Origin of the sequence: Bifidobacterium animalis subsp. animalis ATCC 25527 (genome assembly GCF_000260715.1) — a bacterium.
GTDB lineage: Bacteria > Actinomycetota > Actinomycetes > Actinomycetales > Bifidobacteriaceae > Bifidobacterium > Bifidobacterium animalis.
The window spans coordinates 1,312,872-1,333,531 of the sequence record NC_017834.1 but is presented as its reverse complement, the minus strand read 5'-3'; the positions used below and the strand labels follow the sequence as shown (position 1 = coordinate 1,333,531).

Genomic DNA, 20,660 nt, shown 5'->3' with positions numbered 1-20,660 from the left:
CCAAGCTACGACTGGGTGAGATGGGCACGGGAAGCGCGGCAGGCGGGAGGAACATGGCACGGAGAACGAAACGGTTGGCGGCCATTGCATGCGCTGTGGCGGCGCTGGCGCTGATGGCCGGCTGCATGCCGAAAGGTGCGGCGGTGGGAGACACGCAAAACAACGGGGCCTATGAGCACAACCACAATGAGAACACCGGTGCGCGGCTGGACGTCGCGGTGATTGGCTCGCCGCACGGTGGCGCGGACGAGCTGGTGATGCGCTCGCTCGCCACCAAGGAGTTCAAGGCGAGCTACACCGATGTGCAACAGTACTCGGCGGACCCGCAACGCGCTGCCGATTTCGCACGGCAGGCGGTGAACGAGGCGGTGAGCCGTCATCCCAAGGTCATCGTCATCAGCGGGCTCACCTTCCATGACGACGAGTCGCAGTGGAATACGGCGCTCGCCAACGCGCGCAATGTGGGCATACCGGTCGTGCTGCTCAATCCGACCGATGTGCCGGGCGACACCAAGCTGTTCGCCGCCACCTTCGTCGTCAACGATCGCATGATGGACGCGCAGCCCATGGGGGAGGCGTTGCAGTCGGTGATCTTCGACCACCCCCATGAGCGGGAGATCTTCGTCAGCACGCGTTCCTGACCACCGGCGTATTCCCCTGCGTGCGCACGGTTGAGTAGACTGGCGAACATGAGTGATTCCGCGAATGCACAGCAGAGTGTATCGATGACCGGCGCGCAAGGTGGCGACGACCATGCGCATATGCCCGACGTTGCCGAGAAGGGGCTCACCGCGGCCGAGGTGCGCGACCGTGTGGAGCGCGGCCAGACGAACGAGGTGAAATCGTCGACGTCGCGTTCCCTGGCGGACATCGTGCGCGCCAATGTGTTCACGTTGTTCAACGGCATCATCTTCACCGCCATGGTCATGGTGCTCATCACTGGTTCGTGGAAAGACGCGGTGTTCGGCTTCGTCATTCTCATCAACACCGGCATCGGCATCGTCACCGAGTTGCGGGCCAAGCGCACGCTCGACAGGCTCTCCATTCTCATCGCCTCCGATTACCTCGTGCGCCGCGATGGCGAGGATGTGGACGTCCCCCATAACGGCATCGTGCTCGGCGACTGTCTGTGGATTCGCTCCGGCGAGCAGATCCCGTGCGACGCCGAGATTCTGCATACCTGGGGATTGGAACTCGACGAGTCCATGATCACCGGCGAGTCGCGCACCGTGCGCAAGCAGGGGGGCGAGACCGTGTATTCGGGTTCCACGGCCGTCTCCGGCATGGCGCTCGTCAAGGTGACCGCGGTCGGCGCCCACAGTTATGCCGCCACGTTGACCGCTCAGGCGAAGGCGTACAAGAAGAACGTCTCCGACCTGAACAAGGGCATCAACACGATCCTCAAGTTCATGACATTCCTGGTGGTGCCGCTGTGCGTGCTGCTCATTGTCACGCAGATGCGCACGGTCGGCGGCTGGCACAACGCCATCGCGACCGGTGAATGGCGCCAGGCCGTCGTCTCTTCCGTGGCCGGCGTCGTGGGTATGGTGCCCGAGGGGCTCGTGTTGCTCACGTCGCTCAATTTTGCGCTCGCCGCCATTCGCCTTGCCCGCAAGAACACGCTGGTGCAGGACCTCGACTCGGTGGAGACTCTCGCACGAGTGGATGCGCTTAATCTCGACAAGACGGGCACGATCACCGACGGCGGTATCGTGTACGACGATTTCATAGCGCTGCCGGGTTGCCGGAACAAACAACATGCAATGCAGGCGCTATACGACCTCGCCAACGAGGAGAGCCCCAACGGCACCGGACGCGCGGTGTTGGAGGGGCTCAGCAAGCAAGGCTTCTCCGGTTCCGCCGGCTTGGCGCGCGTGCCGTTCTCAAGTGCGCGCAAATGGAGCGCGGTCGCGTTCCACGACCTTCCCGACGAAGACCAGAATGGCGTGTGGTACATGGGTGCCCCCGAGGTGCTGCTGAGCGGGTTCGACGGCGAATACCAGCAGATTCTCGCGCAGGTGAACGAATACGCCAACAATGGCAACCGCGTGCTGCTCATCGCCCATGTTCCCGGCGGCGATGTGCCTGCCGATTTCGAAACGAACCCGCAACTCGAGCGTACGGCGGTGCCCGTCGCGATCGTGCTGTGCTCGGAGCACATTCGTTCCGACGCCGAGCCGACGCTTCGCTGGTTCCGTGAACAGGGCGTGCGTTGCCGTGTGATCTCGGGCGACAACCCGGTGACCGTGGGTGCCATCGCCGCGAAGGTGCAGTTGACCGGCGAGCGCAAGCCTGTGGCGATGGACGCACGTGAGCTGCCGAAGAACGTCGATGAGCTGGCCCGGGTGCTCGAGGGAGTGGACGTGCTCGGCCGTGTACTGCCCGAACAGAAGAAGGCGATTGTGCAGGCGTTGCACACGCAGGACCATGTGGTGGCGATGACCGGCGATGGCGTCAACGACGCACTGGCGATCAAGGAGGCGGATCTCGGCATCGCCATGGGCAATGCGGCACCGGCCACGAAGGCCGTGGCCGAGGTGGTGCTCGTCGATTCGAAGTTCTCGCATCTGCCCGACGTGGTGGCGCGCGGTCGTCAGGTGATGGCGAACATGGAGCGTGTGGCGAGCCTGTTCGTGACGAAGACCGCCTATTCCGCGCTGATTTCGCTCGGCGTGGTGCTCATGGGCATTCCCTTCCCGTATCTGCCCCGCCACATCAGCTACATCGGTGCGCTGACGATCGGCGCACCGGCGTTCTTCCTGGCTCTCGCCCCGAACACGCGCCGCTATATTCCCGGCTTCCTACGCAGGGTGGTCGCGTTCTCGGTGCCCTGCGGCATCGCCACGGGACTTTCGGTGCTGCTGAGCGCCTGGTTCATTCCCAGATTCATGCACTGGAATGTGTTCACCTCGGAGCAGCAGCTGTTCTGGTTGCGTTCGATGTGTGCCACCGTGCTGTTCCTCATGGGTATCTACGTGCTGTCCAGGGTGTCGAAGCCGCTCAATTCATGGCGCGGCTGGCTGGTGCTCGCCTTCGCCGCCGCCGGCGTGATCGGCGCGTGCATCCCGTTCATTGCGCGCTTCTTCGCATTCGGGCTGCCCGCGGGGCGCGCGGTGTGGATCCTGTTGCTGCAGATGGCCGTCGCCACCGTGCTGTTCGTCATCAGCATCTGGGTGTTCTCGCGCTTCCTGCCCAAGTGGATGCGGGAGGCGGGCCACGAGACCGGGATTGGTGGCGCATCTCACAATACAAACGGCTGAAAAAGGGTTGACACAAACGCCCTGTAGTGTTAATGGCACGCAACATCCATGAGATTTCGGAGGAACTATGTCTCTGCGCGACGAACAGCTGGATGTCCTCAAGGTGGGCGACAAGTCGTATGACTACTACCGCATCGCCGATCTTGAAGGCGTCGATCACCTGCCGTACTCGCTGAAGGTGCTGGTCGAGAACCTGGTGCGCAACATCGACGGCGCCAACATCACCGACGAGCAGGTGCGGGAATTGCTCGCATGGGATCCTGCGGCGGATCCGAGCCATGAGATCCAGTTCACCCCCTCGCGTGTGGTGATGCAGGACTTCACCGGCGTGCCATGCGTGGTCGATCTGGCCACGATGCGCGATGCCGTCAAGTCGCTTGGCGGCGATCCCGAGGTGATCAACCCGCAGGTGCAGTCCGACATGATCATCGACCATTCGGTGCAGATCGACGCCTACGGCGTAGAGAATGCCGTCGAGATCAACATGGACATCGAATACCAGCGCAACGGGGAACGCTACCAGTTCCTACGCTGGGGGCAGCAGGCCTTCGAGAACTTCCGCGTGGTGCCGCCGGGAACCGGCATCATCCACCAGGTCAACATCGAATATCTGGCGCAGGTGGTCATGCGCAAGGAGCTCTCGAAGGGCACCACGCTGGCCTATCTCGATTCCTGTGTGGGCACCGACTCGCATACGACGACGGTCAACGGTCTGGGCGTGCTCGGCTGGGGCGTCGGCGGCATCGAGGCCGAGGCGGCCATGCTCGGCCAGCCGATCTCGATGCTGGTGCCGCGCGTGGTCGGCTTCAAGCTCACCGGATCGATTCCCGAGGGCGTCACCGCAACCGATGTGGTGCTCACGATCACCGATCTGCTGCGTCGTCATGGCGTCGTAGGCAAGTTCGTCGAGTTCTATGGCGAGGGCATCGCCTCGGTGCCGTTGGCGAACCGTGCCACGATCGGCAACATGAGCCCCGAATTTGGCTCCACCTGTGGCATCTTCCCGATCGACGAGGTGACCCTCGACTATCTGCGTCTCACCGGTCGCTCCGAGGAGCAGGTAGCCCTTGTCGAGGCCTATGCCAAGGCGAACAAGCTGTGGCACGACGTCAATGACCCGAATTTCGTGGAACCGAGCTATTCCGAGTACCTGGAGCTCGACCTGTCCACCGTGGTCCCGTCAATCGCCGGACCGAAGCGTCCGCAGGACCGCATTGAACTCAGCCATGCGAAGACCACCTTCGAGCAGACGCTCCCCGGCTACATCACCGAGAAGACGAACGGCAACCCCGTTCCCGTCTCCACCGACTTCCGGGGTGATTTCGAATTGACGAACGGCGATGTGGCCATCGCCTCGATCACCTCGTGCACGAACACATCGAATCCCTCGGTCATGATCGCCGCCGGCCTCATCGCCCGCAATGCGGTCGCCAAGGGCCTCAAGCCCAAGCCATGGGTGAAGACCTCGCTGGCCCCCGGTTCCCAGGTGGTGGCCGACTACCTGAAACAGGCGGGGCTGCAAGACGACCTCGATCGTCTCGGCTACGAACTGGTGGGATTCGGCTGCGCCACCTGCATAGGCAATTCAGGCCCACTGCTGCCCGAGATCTCCGAGGCGATCAATGCGAACGACCTCACCGTCACCGCCGTGCTCTCGGGCAACCGCAACTTCGAAGGGCGCATCAGCCCGGATGTCAAGATGAACTACTTGGCATCGCCGCCGCTTGTCATCGCCTACGCACTGGCCGGCACGATGGACTTCGACTTCGAGCATGAGGCGCTTGGCAAGGATCCTGAGGGCAACGACGTCTATCTGAAAGACATCTGGCCCACGAATGCCGAGGTGGAGCAGGTGGTCAGCGGCAATGTGAGCCGTGAGATGTTCCTCAACGACTATGCCAGCGTGTTCGAGGGCGATTCGCGTTGGAAGGGGCTCGATGTTCCCGAGGGCGAGCTGTTCGCCTGGAACCCGGAGTCCACGTACGTACGCAAGCAGACCTTCTTCGACGGCATGAGCGCCACGCCGGCTCCGGTCGAGGACATTCGCGACGCACGCGTGCTCGCGCTGCTGGGCGATTCGGTCACGACGGACCACATCTCTCCGGCGGGTGCGTTCAAGGCCTCGAGCCCGGCGGGCAAGTATCTCGTCGAACATGGCGTCGAGCCGAAGAACTTCAACTCATACGGATCGCGTCGTGGCAACCATGAGGTCATGGTGCGCGGCACCTTCGGCAACATCCGTCTGCGCAACATGCTCCTCGCCTCGGTGGGAGAGGAGGTCAGGCCCGGCGGTTACACCTACGATTTCCTGGCGATGAAGCCGACGACCATCTACGAGGCGTCCCGCGACTACATCGACAACGGCGTGCCGCTCGTCGTGCTCGGCGGCAAGGAATACGGCACCGGTTCCTCGCGTGATTGGGCCGCCAAGGGCACTGCGATGCTCGGGGTCAAGGCCGTCATCGTCGAAAGCTTCGAGCGCATCCACCGCTCGAATCTCATTGGCATGGGCGTGCTGCCATTGCAGTTCCCCGAGGGTGAGTCCGCCGAATCGCTGGGGCTCGACGGCACCGAGACCTACAGCATCACCGGCATCACCGAGCTGAACAACGGCATCACGCCAAAAAGCGTGCATGTCGAGGCCACACACAAAGACGGCTCGAAGACTGAATTCGAGGCGGTTGTGCGCATCGACACGCCGGGTGAGGCCGACTATTACCGCAATGGCGGCATTCTGCAGTATGTGCTGCGCAATCTCATGAAGTGAGCACTCGTCCGGCTTATATGGGAAGGGGCGCACCTCCAACGAGGTGCGCCCCTTCCCATATAAGCCGTTATTTCAACGCTTGTTCAATGCTTGCCGTTCTCCCTCGACATTCGATCCACCTCGGAATTCACGATGGCCTGCACGCGCTCTTCCTGCAGTTCCTCACGCCTGCGCTGCAGCTGGTCTTCCTCGGTGTCGGGCTCGCGAATGAACCCCATCTGGGCATAGGCGTCTTTGATGCCGGCGCTCACAGCGGCACGGATGATGTAATACAGGACCCACAGTGCCAGCCCCACGACGATGATCGTGAACAGACTGCTCCACAGCAATGTCATATCTTTCTCCTTTGAAAGAGCGTTCGTTTAGTATTGCAAACGCTTTCATAGAACAGAATACACCAATCTGCGCAGATTGGAATGTCATGGGATGCCGTGGATTGCAATCCGTGCGTCATCGGATATCCTTGAGCCAGAGAATGAATCGTGAGCCCAAGGAGCGATGAGCGCCATGACCAACGGAACCAGTGCCGACACCCGCGAGTACGAACGCATGCTGAGCGGCGAACTGTACATCGCAGACGACCCGTACCTCAAGGAACACAGCCTCAAGCGTCGCAGGCTCGTGCAGGAGATCAACCGTTCGGACTACGACGAGTTCGACAAGCGCGAAGCCCTGTTCCGTGAACTGTTCGGCAGTTTCGGCGAAGGCTCGTACATTGAGCCGCCGTTCCGCGCCGATTACGGGTGCAACACCTACATCGGCAGAAACTTCTATGCGAACACCGACTGCATCTTCCTCGACGTGGCACGCATCGACATCGGCGACAACGTGTTCTTCGGCCCGCGGGTCAGCCTGCTCACACCCTATCACCCGATCGATGCGCAGGTGCGCAACGAACAGCTGGAGGGCGGAAAGCCAATCTCCATCGGCAACGACGTATGGTTCGGCGGCAACGTCACCGTGTGCCCGGGCGTCACGATCGGCGATGACGTGGTGATCGGCGCCGGCTCCGTTGTGATCAAGGACATCCCCTCGCATTGCATTGCCGTGGGCAACCCGTGCCGTCCGATCCGTGCCATCACCGATGCCGACCACGAGCAGTGGCAGCGCAAGTCAGGTGAATATCGTGCATGGAAAGAGGGAATCTAAGGCCGGCCCAGACCCCGGCGCGTCACCCTTGTTACAATGACAGCGTGAAGCAAAGAACAGCGTCGATCATTGCGGGCGACCGGCAGGCGTCATGCGGACGCACCACGCATCCCTGCCATGATCGGCGTATGCCGGAAGGGGGACGTGATGTCGATTAGTGCCAGTGAGAAGCCGCTGTCGAAGGTGTTCACCTCCGACTACCGGTTCACCATACCTTCGTTCCAGCGTTCGTACAGTTGGCATGATGCGCAGATGCGGCAGCTCGTCAACGACGTCATGGACGCCTGCGCGTTGCACGATGGACCGTACTTCCTGGGGTCGCTGATTCTCGTGCATGACGAGCGCGGCATGCACCAGGTGATCGACGGGCAGCAACGCCTGGTCTCACTGTCGATCCTGTTCTCGATTCTGCTTGCGCTGGAGGAGGATCCACAACTGACCTCCAGTCTGGAAGGACTGCTTATGGAGGCCGGCGACAAGCTGCGCGGCATCAACGCGGAGCCGAGACTCACCTTGCGTGAGCAGGACGAGGGGTTCTTCCGCGAATACGTGCAGCAAGGCGACCTCGAGGCGCTGTTCGACCTGCGCGAGACCGATATCCACACGCAGGCCCAGCGCAACATTCAGGGCAACACGAGATGCGCGTACGACATTCTGGCGCGTATGCAGGACGACGAACGCCGCCAGTTCGCGCAATACCTGGTCAACGACGTCATGTTCGTCATCGTGACCACCGACGACATCTCCGGCGCCTACCGCATCTTCGACGTGATGAACATGCGTGGCATGCCGCTGACCCCCTCCGACGTGTTCAAGGCGAAGGTGGTCTCGTCCATCTCACCGGCGGCACGCGACGCCTACGCCAGGTATTGGGACGAAATCATGGAGCCGATGGGCGACGACACCGAACGCATCGAACGCTTCTTCAAGGATCTCGACCTCATCGCCACCAAGGCCCCATTATGCGAATCACTCATCGCCGACTTCATGGACCATGTGCTCGAGCGCTATATGCGCAAGGGCGAGGGCATCGAATACATCGACGAGGTGCTGCGGCCATACGCGATCGCCAATGAGATCATTCACCGACCCGGAGAGAGCCTGCTGCCGGACGACGTGGTCGATCTGCTCATAGGACTCAATGACTACCCCTCCAAGGACTGGCATCCAGTCGCCATGTGGGTGCTCGTGCATTCGCTCAAAGGACTCGACGACCCCGACACCGTCGTCTTCGAACGGCAGAGGACGGATCATGAACGCGAACACCAGGTGAAGGTGCATGACGCCCAACGTCTGCGTGACGTGCTCGCCTCGCTCGACCGCGTCACCGGCACCGATTGCCTGAACGGCAAGAGCGAGCTTGAACGGCGCACACGCTCGTCCACAATCGTGCGTGATCTGAACAAAGGCGTCCCATTGCAGCGCATTGCAGGCTTCCATGTCGACGGCGACGAGCAACGACTCGCCATGCTGCATCTGCGCGGCGAACTGTCGATCGACAGCAATATGAAACGCCTGCTGCTGATCCGTGCGAACGAGCAGCTGTCCGGAGGCCGGATCACCCGACCGCGTAGTCTCAATGCGGTGCCGCTCATCCCCGTACGTATACAGTCGGGGTCGGATTTCGCGGATTGGCCTGCTGGTCAGTGCGATTACTGGGCGGAGCGCATAGGCAACTATGTGCTCACCCAATCCACCCGCAAATCGATGGAGGGACTCGACGACTTCCAGACGCGACGAGCCCGCATTCTGCGCAGCCCAAGCTCACGTCAGTTTCCATTGACGCGCGTGATAGGCGAACTTGAGAAGCTGACGCCGCAGTTCCTGCAATTGCGGCAGCACCAGATCGTTGAGCTGATCGCACAGGCGTGGAACATCAATCCGGGGGAGCTGGGATCTTTGGCGGAGCCGCAGGGGCAGTCCGACCGCATAGGCGCCTCAGCGCATCGCAGTAGACGCACGTCGAAGCGTGTGACGGTGGGTGAAGTGGTGCGCGCCGGTCTGCTCACGGTGGGGGACCGATTCGTATGGAACCGCCCACGCAAGCACGAGATCTGGCGTATCACCGTCACCGAGTCCGGGTTCCGGGGAGAGAATGGAACCGAATATGCGACACCGACGTCCGCTGCCCGCGCCATCGGAGGTTCCTCGGCGAGCCTGAACGTATGGAAGCGGGAATCCGACGGCCGTGCATTGAGCGATATCTGGAAGACCTATCGCACATCGATGTGATGATCATGGATGTGAGGGTCATGCGACGTCAGCCATTCGATGGCGAGCTTCGTGCGGTTCGAGATGTTCGTCTTCGCCAGAATGTCGCTGATGCGGTTGCGCACGGTGCCCCCGCTCAGGAACAGCTTCGCCGCGATCTCACGATTGTCGAGCCCCTCGGCGACCAGCTCGACGATGTCGTGCTCCCGGTCGGTGAGATGCGCGAATCTGGAATCTTCCGGTAACGGAGACGCCTTTGGTCCCTCCACATTCCCAAACGCATCGTGCATCGGCAGGTTGCGCAGCACGTCCGCACCCAACACCACCTGCCCGGCCATGACCGCCTGCACTGCGGGAATCACCGAAGCCACGTCCTGTTTGATGAGATAGCCTTTCGTGCCCAATTCGATGGCACGGCGAATGTACTCCGAATCGGCGAAAGTGGTGAGCACGAGAATGCGGGCGTCGGGGTGCTCGGCGAGAATGCGCTCGCTGGCTTCAAGGCCGTCGGTGCCCGGCATCTGCACGTCGATGAGCAACACATCCGGTTTCTGACGTGCATAGGCCACCACGGCGGCGCCCCCGTCATGCGCAGTCCACACGACCTCGGCGGTGCCAGTGGCCGTGAGAATCGTGCCGATGGACGAGCAGACAATAGGGTCGTCGTCAACAATCGCAACCTTCATCGTATATTCCTTTCCGCTGTTTTCGGGACGGACATGAACACGCGCCATCCGCCGTTATGGTAGCCGCAGGTAGCTGTGCCATCCAATGCGCGCGCCCGTTCCTCGATGTCGGCGATGCCAATGCCCGTGCTCGCCACACGACCGCGTTCCGGCACGCCGCCGTTGTCCTGCACGACCAGCTGCCACAACCCCGGCAGGTCAATCAGATGCACGTGAGCCTCGGAAGCTGCGCTATGCCGGATCGTGTTCGTCAACGCTTCGCGAATCACGGCCGTGAATGCATGTGCCACATGGGAAGGCACGGCATCGATGGCATTGGAGAGGTGAATCTCGACATCGGATTGCTTGGCGGTGGCCACGGCATCCTCGATCATCGCCCGAAAATCAGTGCCTTCGTCTTTGAGGTCATGCACGGATTTGCGGATCATCGTCATCGCCTCGTCGAGGGTATGGCCGAGCTGCCCGAATTGATCGGCATGCAGCGTGTCACCGGTGCTGGTGGCAATCACTTGGTCCGCATTCGTCAGCATGATCGCACGCGTGAGCAGATGACCCACATTGTCGTGGATCTCGCGTGCGATGCGTGTGCGTTCGGTGAGCCGCGCATGCTGCAGGTCCGCCGATCTGGCGGATTCGACATCGGCGAGACGAGCGCGCGAACGGCGGATACGTTCCCGTTGGTCGTCTGCCAACGATTGGAAGCACCGTTGTCTTCGTTGCACAAGTGCGAATACCCAGCCGCCGAGAGCGGCCAGGGAGGTGAGCGCACACAGGATCCAAAGGGTCATCACGAGCGGCGAGGTGGCTGCGGCAGACAGATCGTGCAATGGCGGGCTGTGCTGACCGGCCACGATTCCGCAGACCAGTGGGGGAGCGCAGACCAGCATTTGGAAAGACCTGCCCAACGACTGCACCCGCAACCCCAGATCGAAGCCCACGATCGGCATCAACGCGATCCATTGCGGAACAAACAGGCAGACCATGCAGAACATCATGGCGAGCGCGATCCAGCATCTGAGGGAAGCCAGACGGATCAACGAGCAGAGGATCACGCAAAACAGCAGACCGATGACGAAGGTGGTGTCGGTGTCGCCGCTCAGCATCACCGTGAACAGCACGCTGACGACGAACATCAGCGCATGGGCTCCCACGGAGATGATCATGCCGTTGTCTCTCCCTTCCTGTTCTGTTCCATTGTTCATGAAAACAGGGCGAATGTCATGCCGAATGGTGACAAATGTCACCATTCGTACAAAAACGGTGATTCACGGCACCGTGTCGGCCGTTGCCTGTTCGGCAATATGGAAGCATGAACACAGCAGAGAACAACGTACAGCGCGACGCCGCACCGGCGATCGAGGTGCGCGAACTGGTGAAACGATATGCCGACAAGCTCGCGCTCGACTATTTGAACATGAACGTGCGCACTGGGGAGATTTACGGATTGCTGGGGCCGAACGGTTCCGGCAAGACCACCGCGATCAACTGCATTCTCGGGTTGCTCACCTATGATTCGGGCCAGATCCGTGCATTCGGAGGCAAGATGGGCCCCACCGCCTACGACCTGAAGCGCAGGATCGGCGTGGTGCCTCAGGACGTGGCCGTATTCAACGAGCTCACCGTGCAGGAGAACATCGAGTACTTCTGCTCGCTGTACGTCGCCGACAAGACGAGACGTGCGCGGCTGGTCGACGAGGCGATCGAATTCGTGGGACTCGAGGATTACCGCAGATTCCGCCCGCGCAAGCTCTCAGGAGGCCTGTTGCGCCGATTGAACATTGCATGCGGCATAGTGCACCAACCCGAGCTCATCTTCTTCGACGAGCCGACGGTGGCGGTGGATCCGCAAAGCCGCAACTCGATTCTCGAAGGCATCAAACGGCTCAACGAGGGTGGCGCGACCGTTGTGTACACGAGCCATTACATGGAGGAGGTCGAGCAGATCTGCGACCGCATCCAGATCATAGATCACGGCCGTCAGATCGCCATCGGCACGGCAGACGAGCTCAAGCACATGATCGATGCCGGCGAGCGAATCACCGTCGAAGCGCCGGCGTTGAGCGCGAATGAGACCCTGTGCGAACGGGCCGCCTCGATGTTGGGCGAGCTGGGGGCCGTGCACGAGGTGACGTTCGAGAACGACGAGCTCGTGGTGGTCTGTTCGCAGGGCGAGCACAATCTCATCGATGTGCTGCAGGTGCTGCGCTCGCTCGACATCCCCGTGGGGCATGTGAGCTCGCGTGCGCCGACGTTGAACGACGTGTTCCTGGCCCTCACCGGAACCGACCTGCGCGATTGAGCGTGTGGCACATACGACGAAGGAGGTGAATACATGTGGAGTACATTCCTCAACACCATGCGCGTGAATCTGCGTGAGAAGAGTTCGTTGTTCTGGCTCTTCTGCTTCCCGATCATTCTGTCGACGATGTTCATGGGCATGTTCGGCAACATCGGCGAGGTCTACGAAATACATACGATGAGGTTCGCGGTGGTCGCGGACGCGAACTTCTGCAAGGCGACCAACGCGCGTCAGATGCTGCATGCGATGCAGCGGGATCCGCTGCGGAACGAGGGGTGCGGGAACGCCATGGAAGGCACCGCGCCCGATACGGCGTCCGGGCAGGTGGGTTCCGAACTCGGGAACCTGTTGGAATTGCAGGCCGTGCCAAATGTCAAAGAGGCCAAGGGCCTCATCAATGCCGACCATGGGGTGCGCGGCTACATCAACGCCACGGAAGACGGGCTGCTGAACCTGACGATCAGTCGTGCCAGCGTCGCAGCCGTCAACGATGACACCGGAAATTCCGGCTTCAGTGCATCCCTCAACATTCTGCATGGTGCCGTGGGCATGTTCAATAGGCGAACCATCACCGTGACCGAGCTGCTCAACACCGATCCGGGTGTGTTCCGCGAGGCCACGTTCACCAAGGAGATGGGCGACACCCCGACGTTCACGAAAGATGTGAGCCTCACCCATTTCAAGCCGACCGAATCCGTCCGATTCTACTATGCGCTGCTCGCCATGACCGCACTCATGTCGATGACCTTCGCCACCACGACCGTGTGCGCCACGCAGGCGAATCTTTCGACGCTTGGTATGAGACGGTCGCTGGCCCCGCTCTCCAGGTTCAACCAGCTCATGGGAGGTTTCCTCGCCAGCTGGCTATGTGCATCGGTCTCGATGGTGGTGGCGACGCTCTACATCCATTTCGTATGCAAGGTCGACTTCGGCGGCCGGTGGCCCGTGCTCGTCCTGGCGCTGCTGCTCGCGTCCCTTACAGCCAATGCGCTCGGCACGCTCATAGGATCGTTGCCGAAGCTCACTTCCGGCGTGAAAATAGGCATCACCACCGCGCTGTCGTGTGTGCTCTCGATATTCAGTGGACTCTACGGCACCGGCGCAATGAACCTGAGCGACTGGATCCAACGCAACGCCCCCGGATTCGCCATCGTCAATCCCACCCAGCAGATCACGAACCTGTTCTACGACCTGCTCTACTACGATTCCTACGCCCCGTTCCTACGCACGTCGGGCATTCTCCTCGCAATGACCGTGCTCGTCCTGGCACTGTCCACGATCTTCCTCAGGAGGCAACGTTATGAGCACCTTTAGAACATGTTGGCGAGTCCTGTTCGCCCAACGAACCATGATTCTCGTCTACATCGTCTACCTGAGCCTCATGATGTTCGGGCTGTCCTGGAGCATCATCCAGAACCTTTCGAACACCGACAACTCCACCACCTATGAGACGCTGCGACCCGAAGTGGCGGTGGTCGACCGGAATGGGGGCGCCGGCTCAGAGTTCGCGGATTCGCTGAGGAAATTCCTGGCCAAGGACTGCGACCTCGTCGATGTGGGCACCACCTCCCAGGACCTGCAGACCGCCGCGGCCTCAAACTATGCCGACCTCATCGTCATCATTCCCGAACGCTATGTCGATGACCTGGCTGCGGCATTCGCCTCGGATTCCGCCGTCCCCGAGCTGCAGACGGTCACCAGCTTCACCGGAGCCTACGGCTCCCTCGCCAAACTGCAGGTGGAGGATTTCCTGAACCTCACCCGCATGACTGCGCTTGCAGATGCAGCGTCGTCGGGTTCCTCAGTCAGCGTTGCCTCATTGAATGCGGCGGCCGGTTCGGTGATCGCGGATCTTACCGGCAATGCCGACGCCTACCCGCAGATCGCCATCGCCGAGGACCCGGCAGGGACCGACGACCGGGAGGCGAACGGGCGGTACGCGTTCCAGACGATGATGAACATGGGAGCCTATCCGATGGTCGCGGCAATGTTCACGATCACCGCTATGACGATGGGATCGTTCTCGGGGGCAAGCGTGCGCAGACGCATGTATGCCTCACCGCAACGCACCGGTTCGATGCTGTTCCAGCAGTTCGCCTGTTGTGGCTTGTTCGGTGTGCTCGTGAGCCTGTTCTATCTGGCGCTCGCCCTGGCTCTTCCTGTGGCGGCCGGCTTGCCGATCACCGGCGTCGACCCGAGGGGATTCCTATTGTGCGTATTGACGATGGTCGCCTATAGTCTCACGGCCGCGGCCAGCGGCTTCATGGTGAGCATGATCGCCGTCAACAGTGTGGCAATCAACGCGATCGCCAATGTATATGGTCTGGTCATCATGTTCACCTCGGGCATGGCGTTCCCGGTGGATCTGATGCCCAAGGTGATGATCGTCATAGGCAAATGCACCCCGGGTTGGTGGTTCTGCCGGTCGATCAGCGCCGCGATGAATTCCGAAGGCACCGTGAGCGTATCCAACTGGTTCCCGGGTATTGCGTTGGTGCTTCTGTTCGGCGTGGCGTTCATCGCATTGGGGCTCGCCTTGTCACAGATGCGCCGTCTGCGCCCGAACCTTGCGGCTCCGGCCTCGACCCAATTGGCCGAGGTCTAGCGAAACCGGCGAGGGCATATCTGAGGGGCAGCGGCGCTTCGTCAAGGTGTCTGCGCGCTACGCGCGTAGCACGCTCCTCAGCGCCGCTGCCCCTCAGATATGCCCTCGCCTGAACCGGAGCATGTCAGGCGACGTACATCGCCGCAGGGTAGGAGAGATGGTTGATCTCAGGCAGCTGGTCGACCGTCACATAGCCTGCCGGCGCATTGAGCACGTTGGGGATGCGGTTGACCACGGTGGCGCAGGTGTGCTCCACCGTCGCGGGCTTGACCACATGGAATTCGGTGTCGGGTTCGCCTTCGATTCTCCAATCGCACATATCGCCGTCGTCCGGCCCATACACCTTGCCGATGCATGAGGTCTCGATGGTGAGTCCCTGCATCGTCTCGGTTGTGACGACCGCCGACATGCCGATGCACACCCCCGCCGGAATCGTCTCGCCCATCGTCTCCGAATACACATCGACATCGCTGAAGTAAGGCACCGCACGCTGCGTCTGCGACTTGATCGTCAGTCCGAGCCTCTGCACCAGCGATTCATTGGAGTTCCACACGTATGACGGCACCACCTCGTCGGGATGCGCCAGCTGCTCCTCGAACTGCTCGGCCGTAAGACCCACGCCGTGCGCCTTGGCAAGCGCCAGGCCGTAATCCTCGACATTGTAGCTGGTGGCGCCGCTGATCTTCGTCATAGAATTGCACCCGCCTGCCACCTGGGCCACCATGTTGATCCAGAAGATGTCCTGCATCCCCGAGCCGACCATGGTGGCGCCGTTCTCCTTGGCGATGCGGTCGAGGCGGTTGGTCACGGCCGGATTCGTCGTCCACGGGTAGATTGCCTCCTCGCAGGTGGTGATCACGCTGATGCCGCGGGAGAGACATGCCTCGCACATCGGTTCGATGTCGTCCATGAAGCTGAACAGCGTGACGACCGCAATGTCCGCATCGCATGAGTCGAGCACGGCGTCGGCGTCATCGCTGATCGTCACGTTGAGCGGTCCGATTCCGGCGAACTCGCCGACATCCATGCCCACCACGTCTGGGTTCACATCGATGGCGCCCACAATCTGCATGCCCTTGTCATGCATGTACCTGACGGTGTACTTGGCCATCTTGCCGCAGCCGAATTGGATTGCGCGAATAGGTTCCATAACCACTCCTTTGCTTGGCGGCCATCACGCATCGTTGCGTGTGCGGGCCGTGACTCCCACTATAGCGGGCGAAACCCCGCCGGCGTCCGGCTTCGCGGAACCTCCATAATCGGCAGGTCGTCTGCGGAATACCTGCGTTCCATGGCTGTTGCCTACAATGAGTGAAGATGCATATGCTCCCAGCCGGCTTTCAGCCTCCTCTGGGGGTATTCCCTGCACGAACAGTCTATACTGTTAGCACATACGACAGAAGGAACGAACATGACTTATGGGCAGCAGCCTATGAACGGCTCGCCATATGGCCAGCAACCATATGGGCAGCAACCGATGAACTATGCCAACACGATCAATGTTCAGGCCTCGCAGTCATACGAGCGCGCCGAGCATGTCTCGGTGACGCGCGCATACGGCGAGATGTGCCTGGGCCTGCTCGTCACCGCCGCCATGGCGATCTTCACGCAGATGAGCGGCTTCTACATGCGCTTCCTGCAGGCTACGGGCGGTATGGGCATGTGGATTCTCGCCATCGTCGAGATCGGTCTGGCCATATATCTGGGCATGCGCGTGATGAAGATGTCCACCACGGCCGCTCGCGTGTGCTTCTACGTGTATGCGGCGCTGATGGGCGTCACGCTGAGCACCATCTTCCTGGCCTACGATCTGGGCACCATCGGCATCGCATTCCTGGTGAGCGCCGGCTTTTACTTCGCGCTCACCATGTTCGGCCTGACCACGAAGGGCAACATGCTCAAGGCAGGTCCGATCCTCATGATCGCACTGGTCGTGCTCATCATCGCCGAGGTGATCATGATGTTCGTGGCGCCGAGCAACACGATGCTCAAGGTGGTCACCGCAATCGGCATCCTGCTGTTCGCAGGACTGACGATCTACGACGCGCAGTTCACGAAGAAGGCGTTCGCCGCCTATGCCTCGCAGGGACCGGAGGCAATCAAGAAGATCTCCATCCTGTGTGCGCTGAACCTGTACCTCGACTTCATCAACCTGTTCCTGTACATTCTGCAGGCGCTTGGATTGAGCCGCGATTAGAACCGACAGGTTCCGTCCCAGCATTCCCAACAGATGGGGCGACCGTGGAAACACGGTCGCCCCATCTGTTTCCCGCTGCGGAAGCTCACTGCCCCTTAAGCGTTGCATTGCGAATCGGGGAGTCCTCATTCGCGGTCGGTGCCTCGCCACCCTGCGGTGCGCCATTGATGTCGCGGTGAATCGTCTGCATCTGCGTCTCCACGTTCTGCAATGCACGCGCGCAGTCCAGCAGCGTCTGTGAATGCTCGGCGTGCTTGTCGTCGGGCAGATCGGTCTTGTAGCGCAGCGCATGCTCCAGACTCGCCCAGTAGTCCATCGCGATCGTGCGGAACTGCACTTCGACCGGCGTATAATGCGCGCCGCTCGACAGGAACACCGGCACCGCATAGATTACATGCAGCGAGCGGTAGCCGTTCTGCTTGGGGCTGCGTATGTAATCCTTCACGCGCAGCACCTGAATGTCCGATTGCGCCGAGAGATAATTTGCCACAGAATACACATCGTCCCGGTAATTGCAGATCACACGTATGCCAGCGACGTCGAACAGGTTGTCGCGAATCGCCTCCACCGTATAGGGAAGGCCACGCCGGTCGAGTTTGCCCAGAATCGATTCGGTCGATTTCAATCTGCGTTCGAGGTGGTGGATCGGATTATGCGAGAACTGCACCTGGAATTCGGAGTCGAGAATCTCGAGCTTGGTGCTCAGCTCGTACATCGCTCCCTCGTAGATCTGCATCTGGTTGATGAAATCAGTGATCAGATCGACGCCGTCGTCCGCATCTTCGTCGCCGTTCAGTCCAAGCGATCGTTTGGACGCGGCCAGGCGGGCGCGAATCTCCGCGGTGTTCATTCGTTTCTGTCTGTCGAGTATCACAGGCCCATTGTAGGGAAGGGCATCTGAAAAAACAATGTGTGAGTACGCTGTGCAGACGGGTACTGTGCCGAGCTTCGGTTAGCATGGCCTCTATGAACGAAGACATGATGACGCCTGAGGAACGCCGCACGAACACATCGCAAGCACAGCATACGACGCAGGTCGAGCCCGACGCCCCGCAGTGCGGGGGAGCATCCGGCCGTGGACGCGGTCTGTATTATGTGCACACGCTTGGCTGCCAGATGAACGTGCACGATTCCGAGCGCATCGCGGGCGTGATGGAGGAGAACGGCTACCGCCCGGCGAGCGAGGAGCAGTTCCTGGCGCACGATGTCGACGTCGTGATCATGAACACGTGCGCGGTGCGAGAGAATGCCGCAGAACGCATGTATGGCACCATCGGCAAATGGAAACGTTTCAAATACAGGAACCCGCATGCCCAGATCGCCATCGGAGGCTGCATGGCGCAACTCGACCGCGAACGCATCGCCAAACGTACGCCATGGGTGGATGCCGTGTTCGGCACGAAGAACATAGAGGACCTTCCCGCATTGCTCGATCAGGCCCGTGCAGCGCAGCATACGCAGGTGAAGGTGAACGAGGATCTCACGCTCTTCCCGAGTCAGCTGCCCGCACACCGCGCCTCCGCCCATTCCGCATGGGTGGCCATCTCGATGGGGTGCAACAACACGTGCACCTTCTGCATCGTGCCCACCACCCGTGGCAAGGAGCGCGATCGCAGACCGGGCGACGTGCTCGCCGAGATCCGCGAGACGGTGGCGAACGGGGCGAAGGAGATCACGCTGCTGGGGCAGAATGTGAACTCGTATGGCTATGGCATAGGCGACCGCTATGCGTTCTCCAAGCTGCTGCGCGCCTGCGGCGAGATCGAGGGACTGGAGCGCGTGCGGTTCACCTCGCCCCACCCGGCGGCATTCACCGACGACGTGATCGCCGCGATGGCCGAGACCCCCAATGTGATGCATCAGCTGCATTTCCCGCTGCAATCCGGCTCCGACCGCATCTTGCGCGCCATGCGCCGCTCATACCGTTCCGAGAGGTTCCTGAGCATTCTCGCGAAGATTCGTGAGGCGATGCCGGATGCGCAGATCTCCACCGACATCATCGTCGGCTTCCCGGGCGAGACCGAGGAGGATTTCCAGCAGACCTTGCGCGTGGTCGAGGAAGCCAGATTCTCGTCGGCCTTCACGTTCATCTATTCGCCGCGTCCCGGCACGCCCGCAGCCGCAATGGAACAGGTGCCCTATGACGTGGCCCTCGACAGGCTCGAACGTCTGCTCGCCGTGCAGGAGCGCATTACCGAGGAGATTCTCGAGAAGTTCGTGGGCCGTGACGTCGAGGTGATGATCACCGGTGTGACCGGGAAGAAGGACGCCGAGACGCACCGCTACACCGGTCGCGAGAAAACCGGCGTACTGGTGCATGTGGGAGTGCCCCAAGGGCATGACGCACCGCAGATCGGCGATTTCGTCACTGCCACCGTAACCCATGCTGGGCGCCATAACCTGATTGCAGACCCCGATCTCGCCAAAGGACAGACCTATGCCATCCGCAGGAGTTGAACGCCATGACGACGCGCGTGTGATCTCGATCGTCGGCCCCACCGCCTCCGGGAAAACCGGTCTGGGCATCGCAATCGCCCAGAGACTCGCCGATCGTGGTGAACGTGCCGAGATAGTGAATGCCGACGCCTACCAGATGTACCGCGGCATGGATATCGGCACCGCGAAGGCGAGCGACGAGGAACGTGCGGCGGTCAGGCATCATCTGCTCGACGTGATCGAGCCGAGCGAGACGATGTCCGTCGCGAGGTTCCAACAGATGGCGCGTGAAACCATCGCCGATCTCAAGTCGCGTGGCATACGGCCGATTCTGGTCGGCGGCTCCGGCCTGTACGCCCGTGCGGCCATCGACGACATCTCCTTCCCGGGCACCGATCCGCAGATTAGGGAGCATCTGGAGGAACGTGAGCGAACCGAGGGAGCCACGGCATTGTTCCGCGAGCTGGCGGTCAAGGATCCGCAGGCGGCCGAGCATATGGATCCGCGCAATCCCCGTCGCATCATTCGCGCACTCGAAGTGATCGAGGTGACCGGCAAACCGTATTCGGCCACGTTGCCCCGGTACCGTTATGTGATTCCGTCGGTGCAATTGGGTCTTGACCTTGACCGTGCCGATCTGGATAGGCGCATTGACGTGCGCACGAGGCAGATGTTCGACGAGGGCTTCGTGGATGAGGTGGCGCGTCTGCGTTCCCATCTGGGGCCAACCGCAGCCCGTGCGCTCGGCTACCAGCAGGTGATCGACCATCTCGATGGTCTGGTCGATTTGGACGATACCATGGCAGACATCGCGCAGAAGACTAAACGCCTCGCCCGCAAGCAAATGGGATGGTTCGGCCGAGACCCGCGCATCCACTGGCTCTCGGCATTGAACCCGGTTCTGGTCGACAATGCGATGGCGGTCATCGACCACGCCGACGCCGGCGACTACGATGCCATCGACATGCATGCACAGGAATACGTGCAGCATCATCTGGGCGATATTCGCCGGCCGTCTGGTGCGGGACCGGTCTGAGGTAGGATTCAACC

General features: G+C 61.1%; 16 protein-coding genes. 11 read left to right on the top strand and 5 right to left on the bottom strand.

Features of this window, described 5'->3' with window-relative positions:
• Nucleotides 1–53: 53 nt before the first annotated feature.
• From BANAN_RS05630 to acnA, 3 genes are all read left to right on the top strand, one after another.
• Complete coding sequence (locus BANAN_RS05630) at nt 54–641, top strand: type 1 periplasmic-binding domain-containing protein (RefSeq protein ID WP_041777031.1); 588 nt, start codon at nt 54–56, stop codon at nt 639–641.
• Between the two features lie 48 nt (nt 642–689).
• Nucleotides 690–3,260, top strand: a complete 2,571-nt coding sequence (locus BANAN_RS05625) for an HAD-IC family P-type ATPase (RefSeq protein WP_014697954.1) — start codon at nt 690–692, stop codon at nt 3,258–3,260.
• A gap of 67 nt (nt 3,261–3,327) precedes the next feature.
• Nucleotides 3,328–6,027 carry an aconitate hydratase AcnA gene (acnA, locus tag BANAN_RS05620; RefSeq protein WP_014697953.1) on the top strand — a complete coding sequence of 900 codons (2,700 nt, stop codon included), beginning with the start codon at nt 3,328–3,330 and terminating at the stop codon, nt 6,025–6,027.
• 83 nt (nt 6,028–6,110) lie between these two features.
• On the opposite strand, the gene BANAN_RS05615 is transcribed toward acnA, so the two are convergent.
• Nucleotides 6,111–6,362, bottom strand: coding sequence for a hypothetical protein (locus BANAN_RS05615; RefSeq protein ID WP_014697952.1), 252 nt, complete (start codon nt 6,360–6,362; stop codon nt 6,111–6,113).
• A gap of 172 nt (nt 6,363–6,534) precedes the next feature.
• Between BANAN_RS05615 and BANAN_RS05610 the strand changes: the two genes are divergently transcribed.
• Both BANAN_RS05610 and BANAN_RS05605 read left to right on the top strand, forming a co-directional pair.
• Complete coding sequence (locus BANAN_RS05610) at nt 6,535–7,176, top strand: sugar O-acetyltransferase (protein ID WP_041777141.1); 642 nt, start codon at nt 6,535–6,537, stop codon at nt 7,174–7,176.
• A 147-nt stretch (nt 7,177–7,323) separates the two neighbouring features.
• Nucleotides 7,324–9,408, top strand: coding sequence for a GmrSD restriction endonuclease domain-containing protein (locus BANAN_RS05605; RefSeq protein WP_014697950.1), 2,085 nt, complete (start codon nt 7,324–7,326; stop codon nt 9,406–9,408).
• Here BANAN_RS05605 and BANAN_RS05600 read toward each other — a convergent pair.
• Both BANAN_RS05600 and BANAN_RS05595 read right to left on the bottom strand, forming a co-directional pair.
• Nucleotides 9,390–10,073 (bottom strand): response regulator transcription factor, encoded by a 684-nt coding sequence (locus BANAN_RS05600; protein WP_014697949.1) that lies wholly within the window; start codon nt 10,071–10,073, stop codon nt 9,390–9,392. The genes BANAN_RS05605 and BANAN_RS05600 overlap by 19 nt on opposite strands.
• Nucleotides 10,070–11,236 carry a sensor histidine kinase gene (locus BANAN_RS05595; RefSeq protein WP_014697948.1) on the bottom strand — a complete coding sequence of 389 codons (1,167 nt, stop codon included), beginning with the start codon at nt 11,234–11,236 and terminating at the stop codon, nt 10,070–10,072. The genes BANAN_RS05600 and BANAN_RS05595 overlap by 4 nt, the downstream gene beginning before the upstream one ends.
• 146 nt (nt 11,237–11,382) lie before the next feature.
• On the opposite strand from BANAN_RS05595, the gene BANAN_RS05590 reads away from it, so the two are divergent.
• Genes BANAN_RS05590 through BANAN_RS05580 form a run of 3 tightly spaced genes read left to right on the top strand, consistent with a single transcriptional unit; the run spans nt 11,383 to nt 14,977 of the window.
• Nucleotides 11,383–12,372 (top strand): ABC transporter ATP-binding protein, encoded by a 990-nt coding sequence (locus tag BANAN_RS05590; protein ID WP_014697947.1) that lies wholly within the window; start codon nt 11,383–11,385, stop codon nt 12,370–12,372.
• 33 nt (nt 12,373–12,405) lie between these two features.
• Nucleotides 12,406–13,686 carry an ABC transporter permease gene (locus tag BANAN_RS05585; RefSeq protein ID WP_014697946.1) on the top strand — a complete coding sequence of 427 codons (1,281 nt, stop codon included), beginning with the start codon at nt 12,406–12,408 and terminating at the stop codon, nt 13,684–13,686.
• A gap of 34 nt (nt 13,687–13,720) precedes the next feature.
• On the top strand, nt 13,721–14,977 hold the full coding sequence (locus tag BANAN_RS05580; protein WP_014697945.1) for an ABC transporter permease: 1,257 nt from the start codon (nt 13,721–13,723) through the stop codon (nt 14,975–14,977).
• A gap of 124 nt (nt 14,978–15,101) precedes the next feature.
• Here BANAN_RS05580 and BANAN_RS05575 read toward each other — a convergent pair whose 3' ends face one another.
• On the bottom strand, nt 15,102–16,127 hold the full coding sequence (locus tag BANAN_RS05575; RefSeq protein WP_014697944.1) for an NAD(P)H-dependent amine dehydrogenase family protein: 1,026 nt from the start codon (nt 16,125–16,127) through the stop codon (nt 15,102–15,104).
• Nucleotides 16,128–16,388: 261 nt separating this feature from the next.
• On the opposite strand from BANAN_RS05575, the gene BANAN_RS05570 reads away from it, so the two are divergent.
• Entirely contained in the window at nt 16,389–17,174 is a 786-nt protein-coding gene (locus BANAN_RS05570) for a Bax inhibitor-1/YccA family protein (protein WP_014697943.1), read from the top strand.
• An 85-nt stretch (nt 17,175–17,259) separates the two neighbouring features.
• Here BANAN_RS05570 and BANAN_RS05565 read toward each other — a convergent pair whose 3' ends face one another.
• Nucleotides 17,260–18,024: a GTP pyrophosphokinase gene (locus tag BANAN_RS05565; RefSeq protein WP_014697942.1), complete on the bottom strand. Its 765-nt coding sequence runs from the start codon at nt 18,022–18,024 to the stop codon at nt 17,260–17,262.
• 116 nt (nt 18,025–18,140) lie between these two features.
• On the opposite strand from BANAN_RS05565, the gene miaB reads away from it, so the two are divergent.
• Both miaB and miaA read left to right on the top strand, forming a co-directional pair.
• The gene (gene miaB, locus BANAN_RS05560; protein WP_014697941.1) at nt 18,141–19,631 is read left to right on the top strand and encodes a tRNA (N6-isopentenyl adenosine(37)-C2)-methylthiotransferase MiaB; all 1,491 of its coding nucleotides are present in this window, start codon (nt 18,141–18,143) and stop codon (nt 19,629–19,631) included.
• Nucleotides 19,612–20,646: a tRNA (adenosine(37)-N6)-dimethylallyltransferase MiaA gene (gene miaA, locus BANAN_RS05555; protein ID WP_014697940.1), complete on the top strand. Its 1,035-nt coding sequence runs from the start codon at nt 19,612–19,614 to the stop codon at nt 20,644–20,646. Before miaB ends, miaA begins: the two co-directional genes overlap by 20 nt.
• Nucleotides 20,647–20,660 lie beyond the last annotated feature (14 nt).

Bases quoted from the DNA above. Each gene is read 5' to 3' on its own strand.
- BANAN_RS05585 (WP_014697946.1), top strand. From the start codon at position 12,406: ATGTGGAGTACATTCCTCAACACCATGCGCGTGAATCTGCGTGAGAAG.
- BANAN_RS05570 (WP_014697943.1), top strand. From the start codon at position 16,389: ATGACTTATGGGCAGCAGCCTATGAACGGCTCGCCATATGGCCAGCAA.
- acnA (WP_014697953.1), top strand. From the start codon at position 3,328: ATGTCTCTGCGCGACGAACAGCTGGATGTCCTCAAGGTGGGCGACAAG.
- BANAN_RS05625 (WP_014697954.1), top strand. From the start codon at position 690: ATGAGTGATTCCGCGAATGCACAGCAGAGTGTATCGATGACCGGCGCG.
- BANAN_RS05565 (WP_014697942.1), bottom strand. From the start codon at position 18,024: ATGAACACCGCGGAGATTCGCGCCCGCCTGGCCGCGTCCAAACGATCG.
- miaB (WP_014697941.1), top strand. From the start codon at position 18,141: ATGAACGAAGACATGATGACGCCTGAGGAACGCCGCACGAACACATCG.
- BANAN_RS05575 (WP_014697944.1), bottom strand. From the start codon at position 16,127: ATGGAACCTATTCGCGCAATCCAATTCGGCTGCGGCAAGATGGCCAAG.
- BANAN_RS05595 (WP_014697948.1), bottom strand. From the start codon at position 11,236: ATGATCATCTCCGTGGGAGCCCATGCGCTGATGTTCGTCGTCAGCGTG.
- BANAN_RS05630 (WP_041777031.1), top strand. From the start codon at position 54: ATGGCACGGAGAACGAAACGGTTGGCGGCCATTGCATGCGCTGTGGCG.
- BANAN_RS05600 (WP_014697949.1), bottom strand. From the start codon at position 10,073: ATGAAGGTTGCGATTGTTGACGACGACCCTATTGTCTGCTCGTCCATC.
- miaA (WP_014697940.1), top strand. From the start codon at position 19,612: ATGCCATCCGCAGGAGTTGAACGCCATGACGACGCGCGTGTGATCTCG.
- BANAN_RS05610 (WP_041777141.1), top strand. From the start codon at position 6,535: ATGACCAACGGAACCAGTGCCGACACCCGCGAGTACGAACGCATGCTG.
- BANAN_RS05580 (WP_014697945.1), top strand. From the start codon at position 13,721: ATGATTCTCGTCTACATCGTCTACCTGAGCCTCATGATGTTCGGGCTG.
- BANAN_RS05590 (WP_014697947.1), top strand. From the start codon at position 11,383: ATGAACACAGCAGAGAACAACGTACAGCGCGACGCCGCACCGGCGATC.
- BANAN_RS05605 (WP_014697950.1), top strand. From the start codon at position 7,324: ATGTCGATTAGTGCCAGTGAGAAGCCGCTGTCGAAGGTGTTCACCTCC.
- BANAN_RS05615 (WP_014697952.1), bottom strand. From the start codon at position 6,362: ATGACATTGCTGTGGAGCAGTCTGTTCACGATCATCGTCGTGGGGCTG.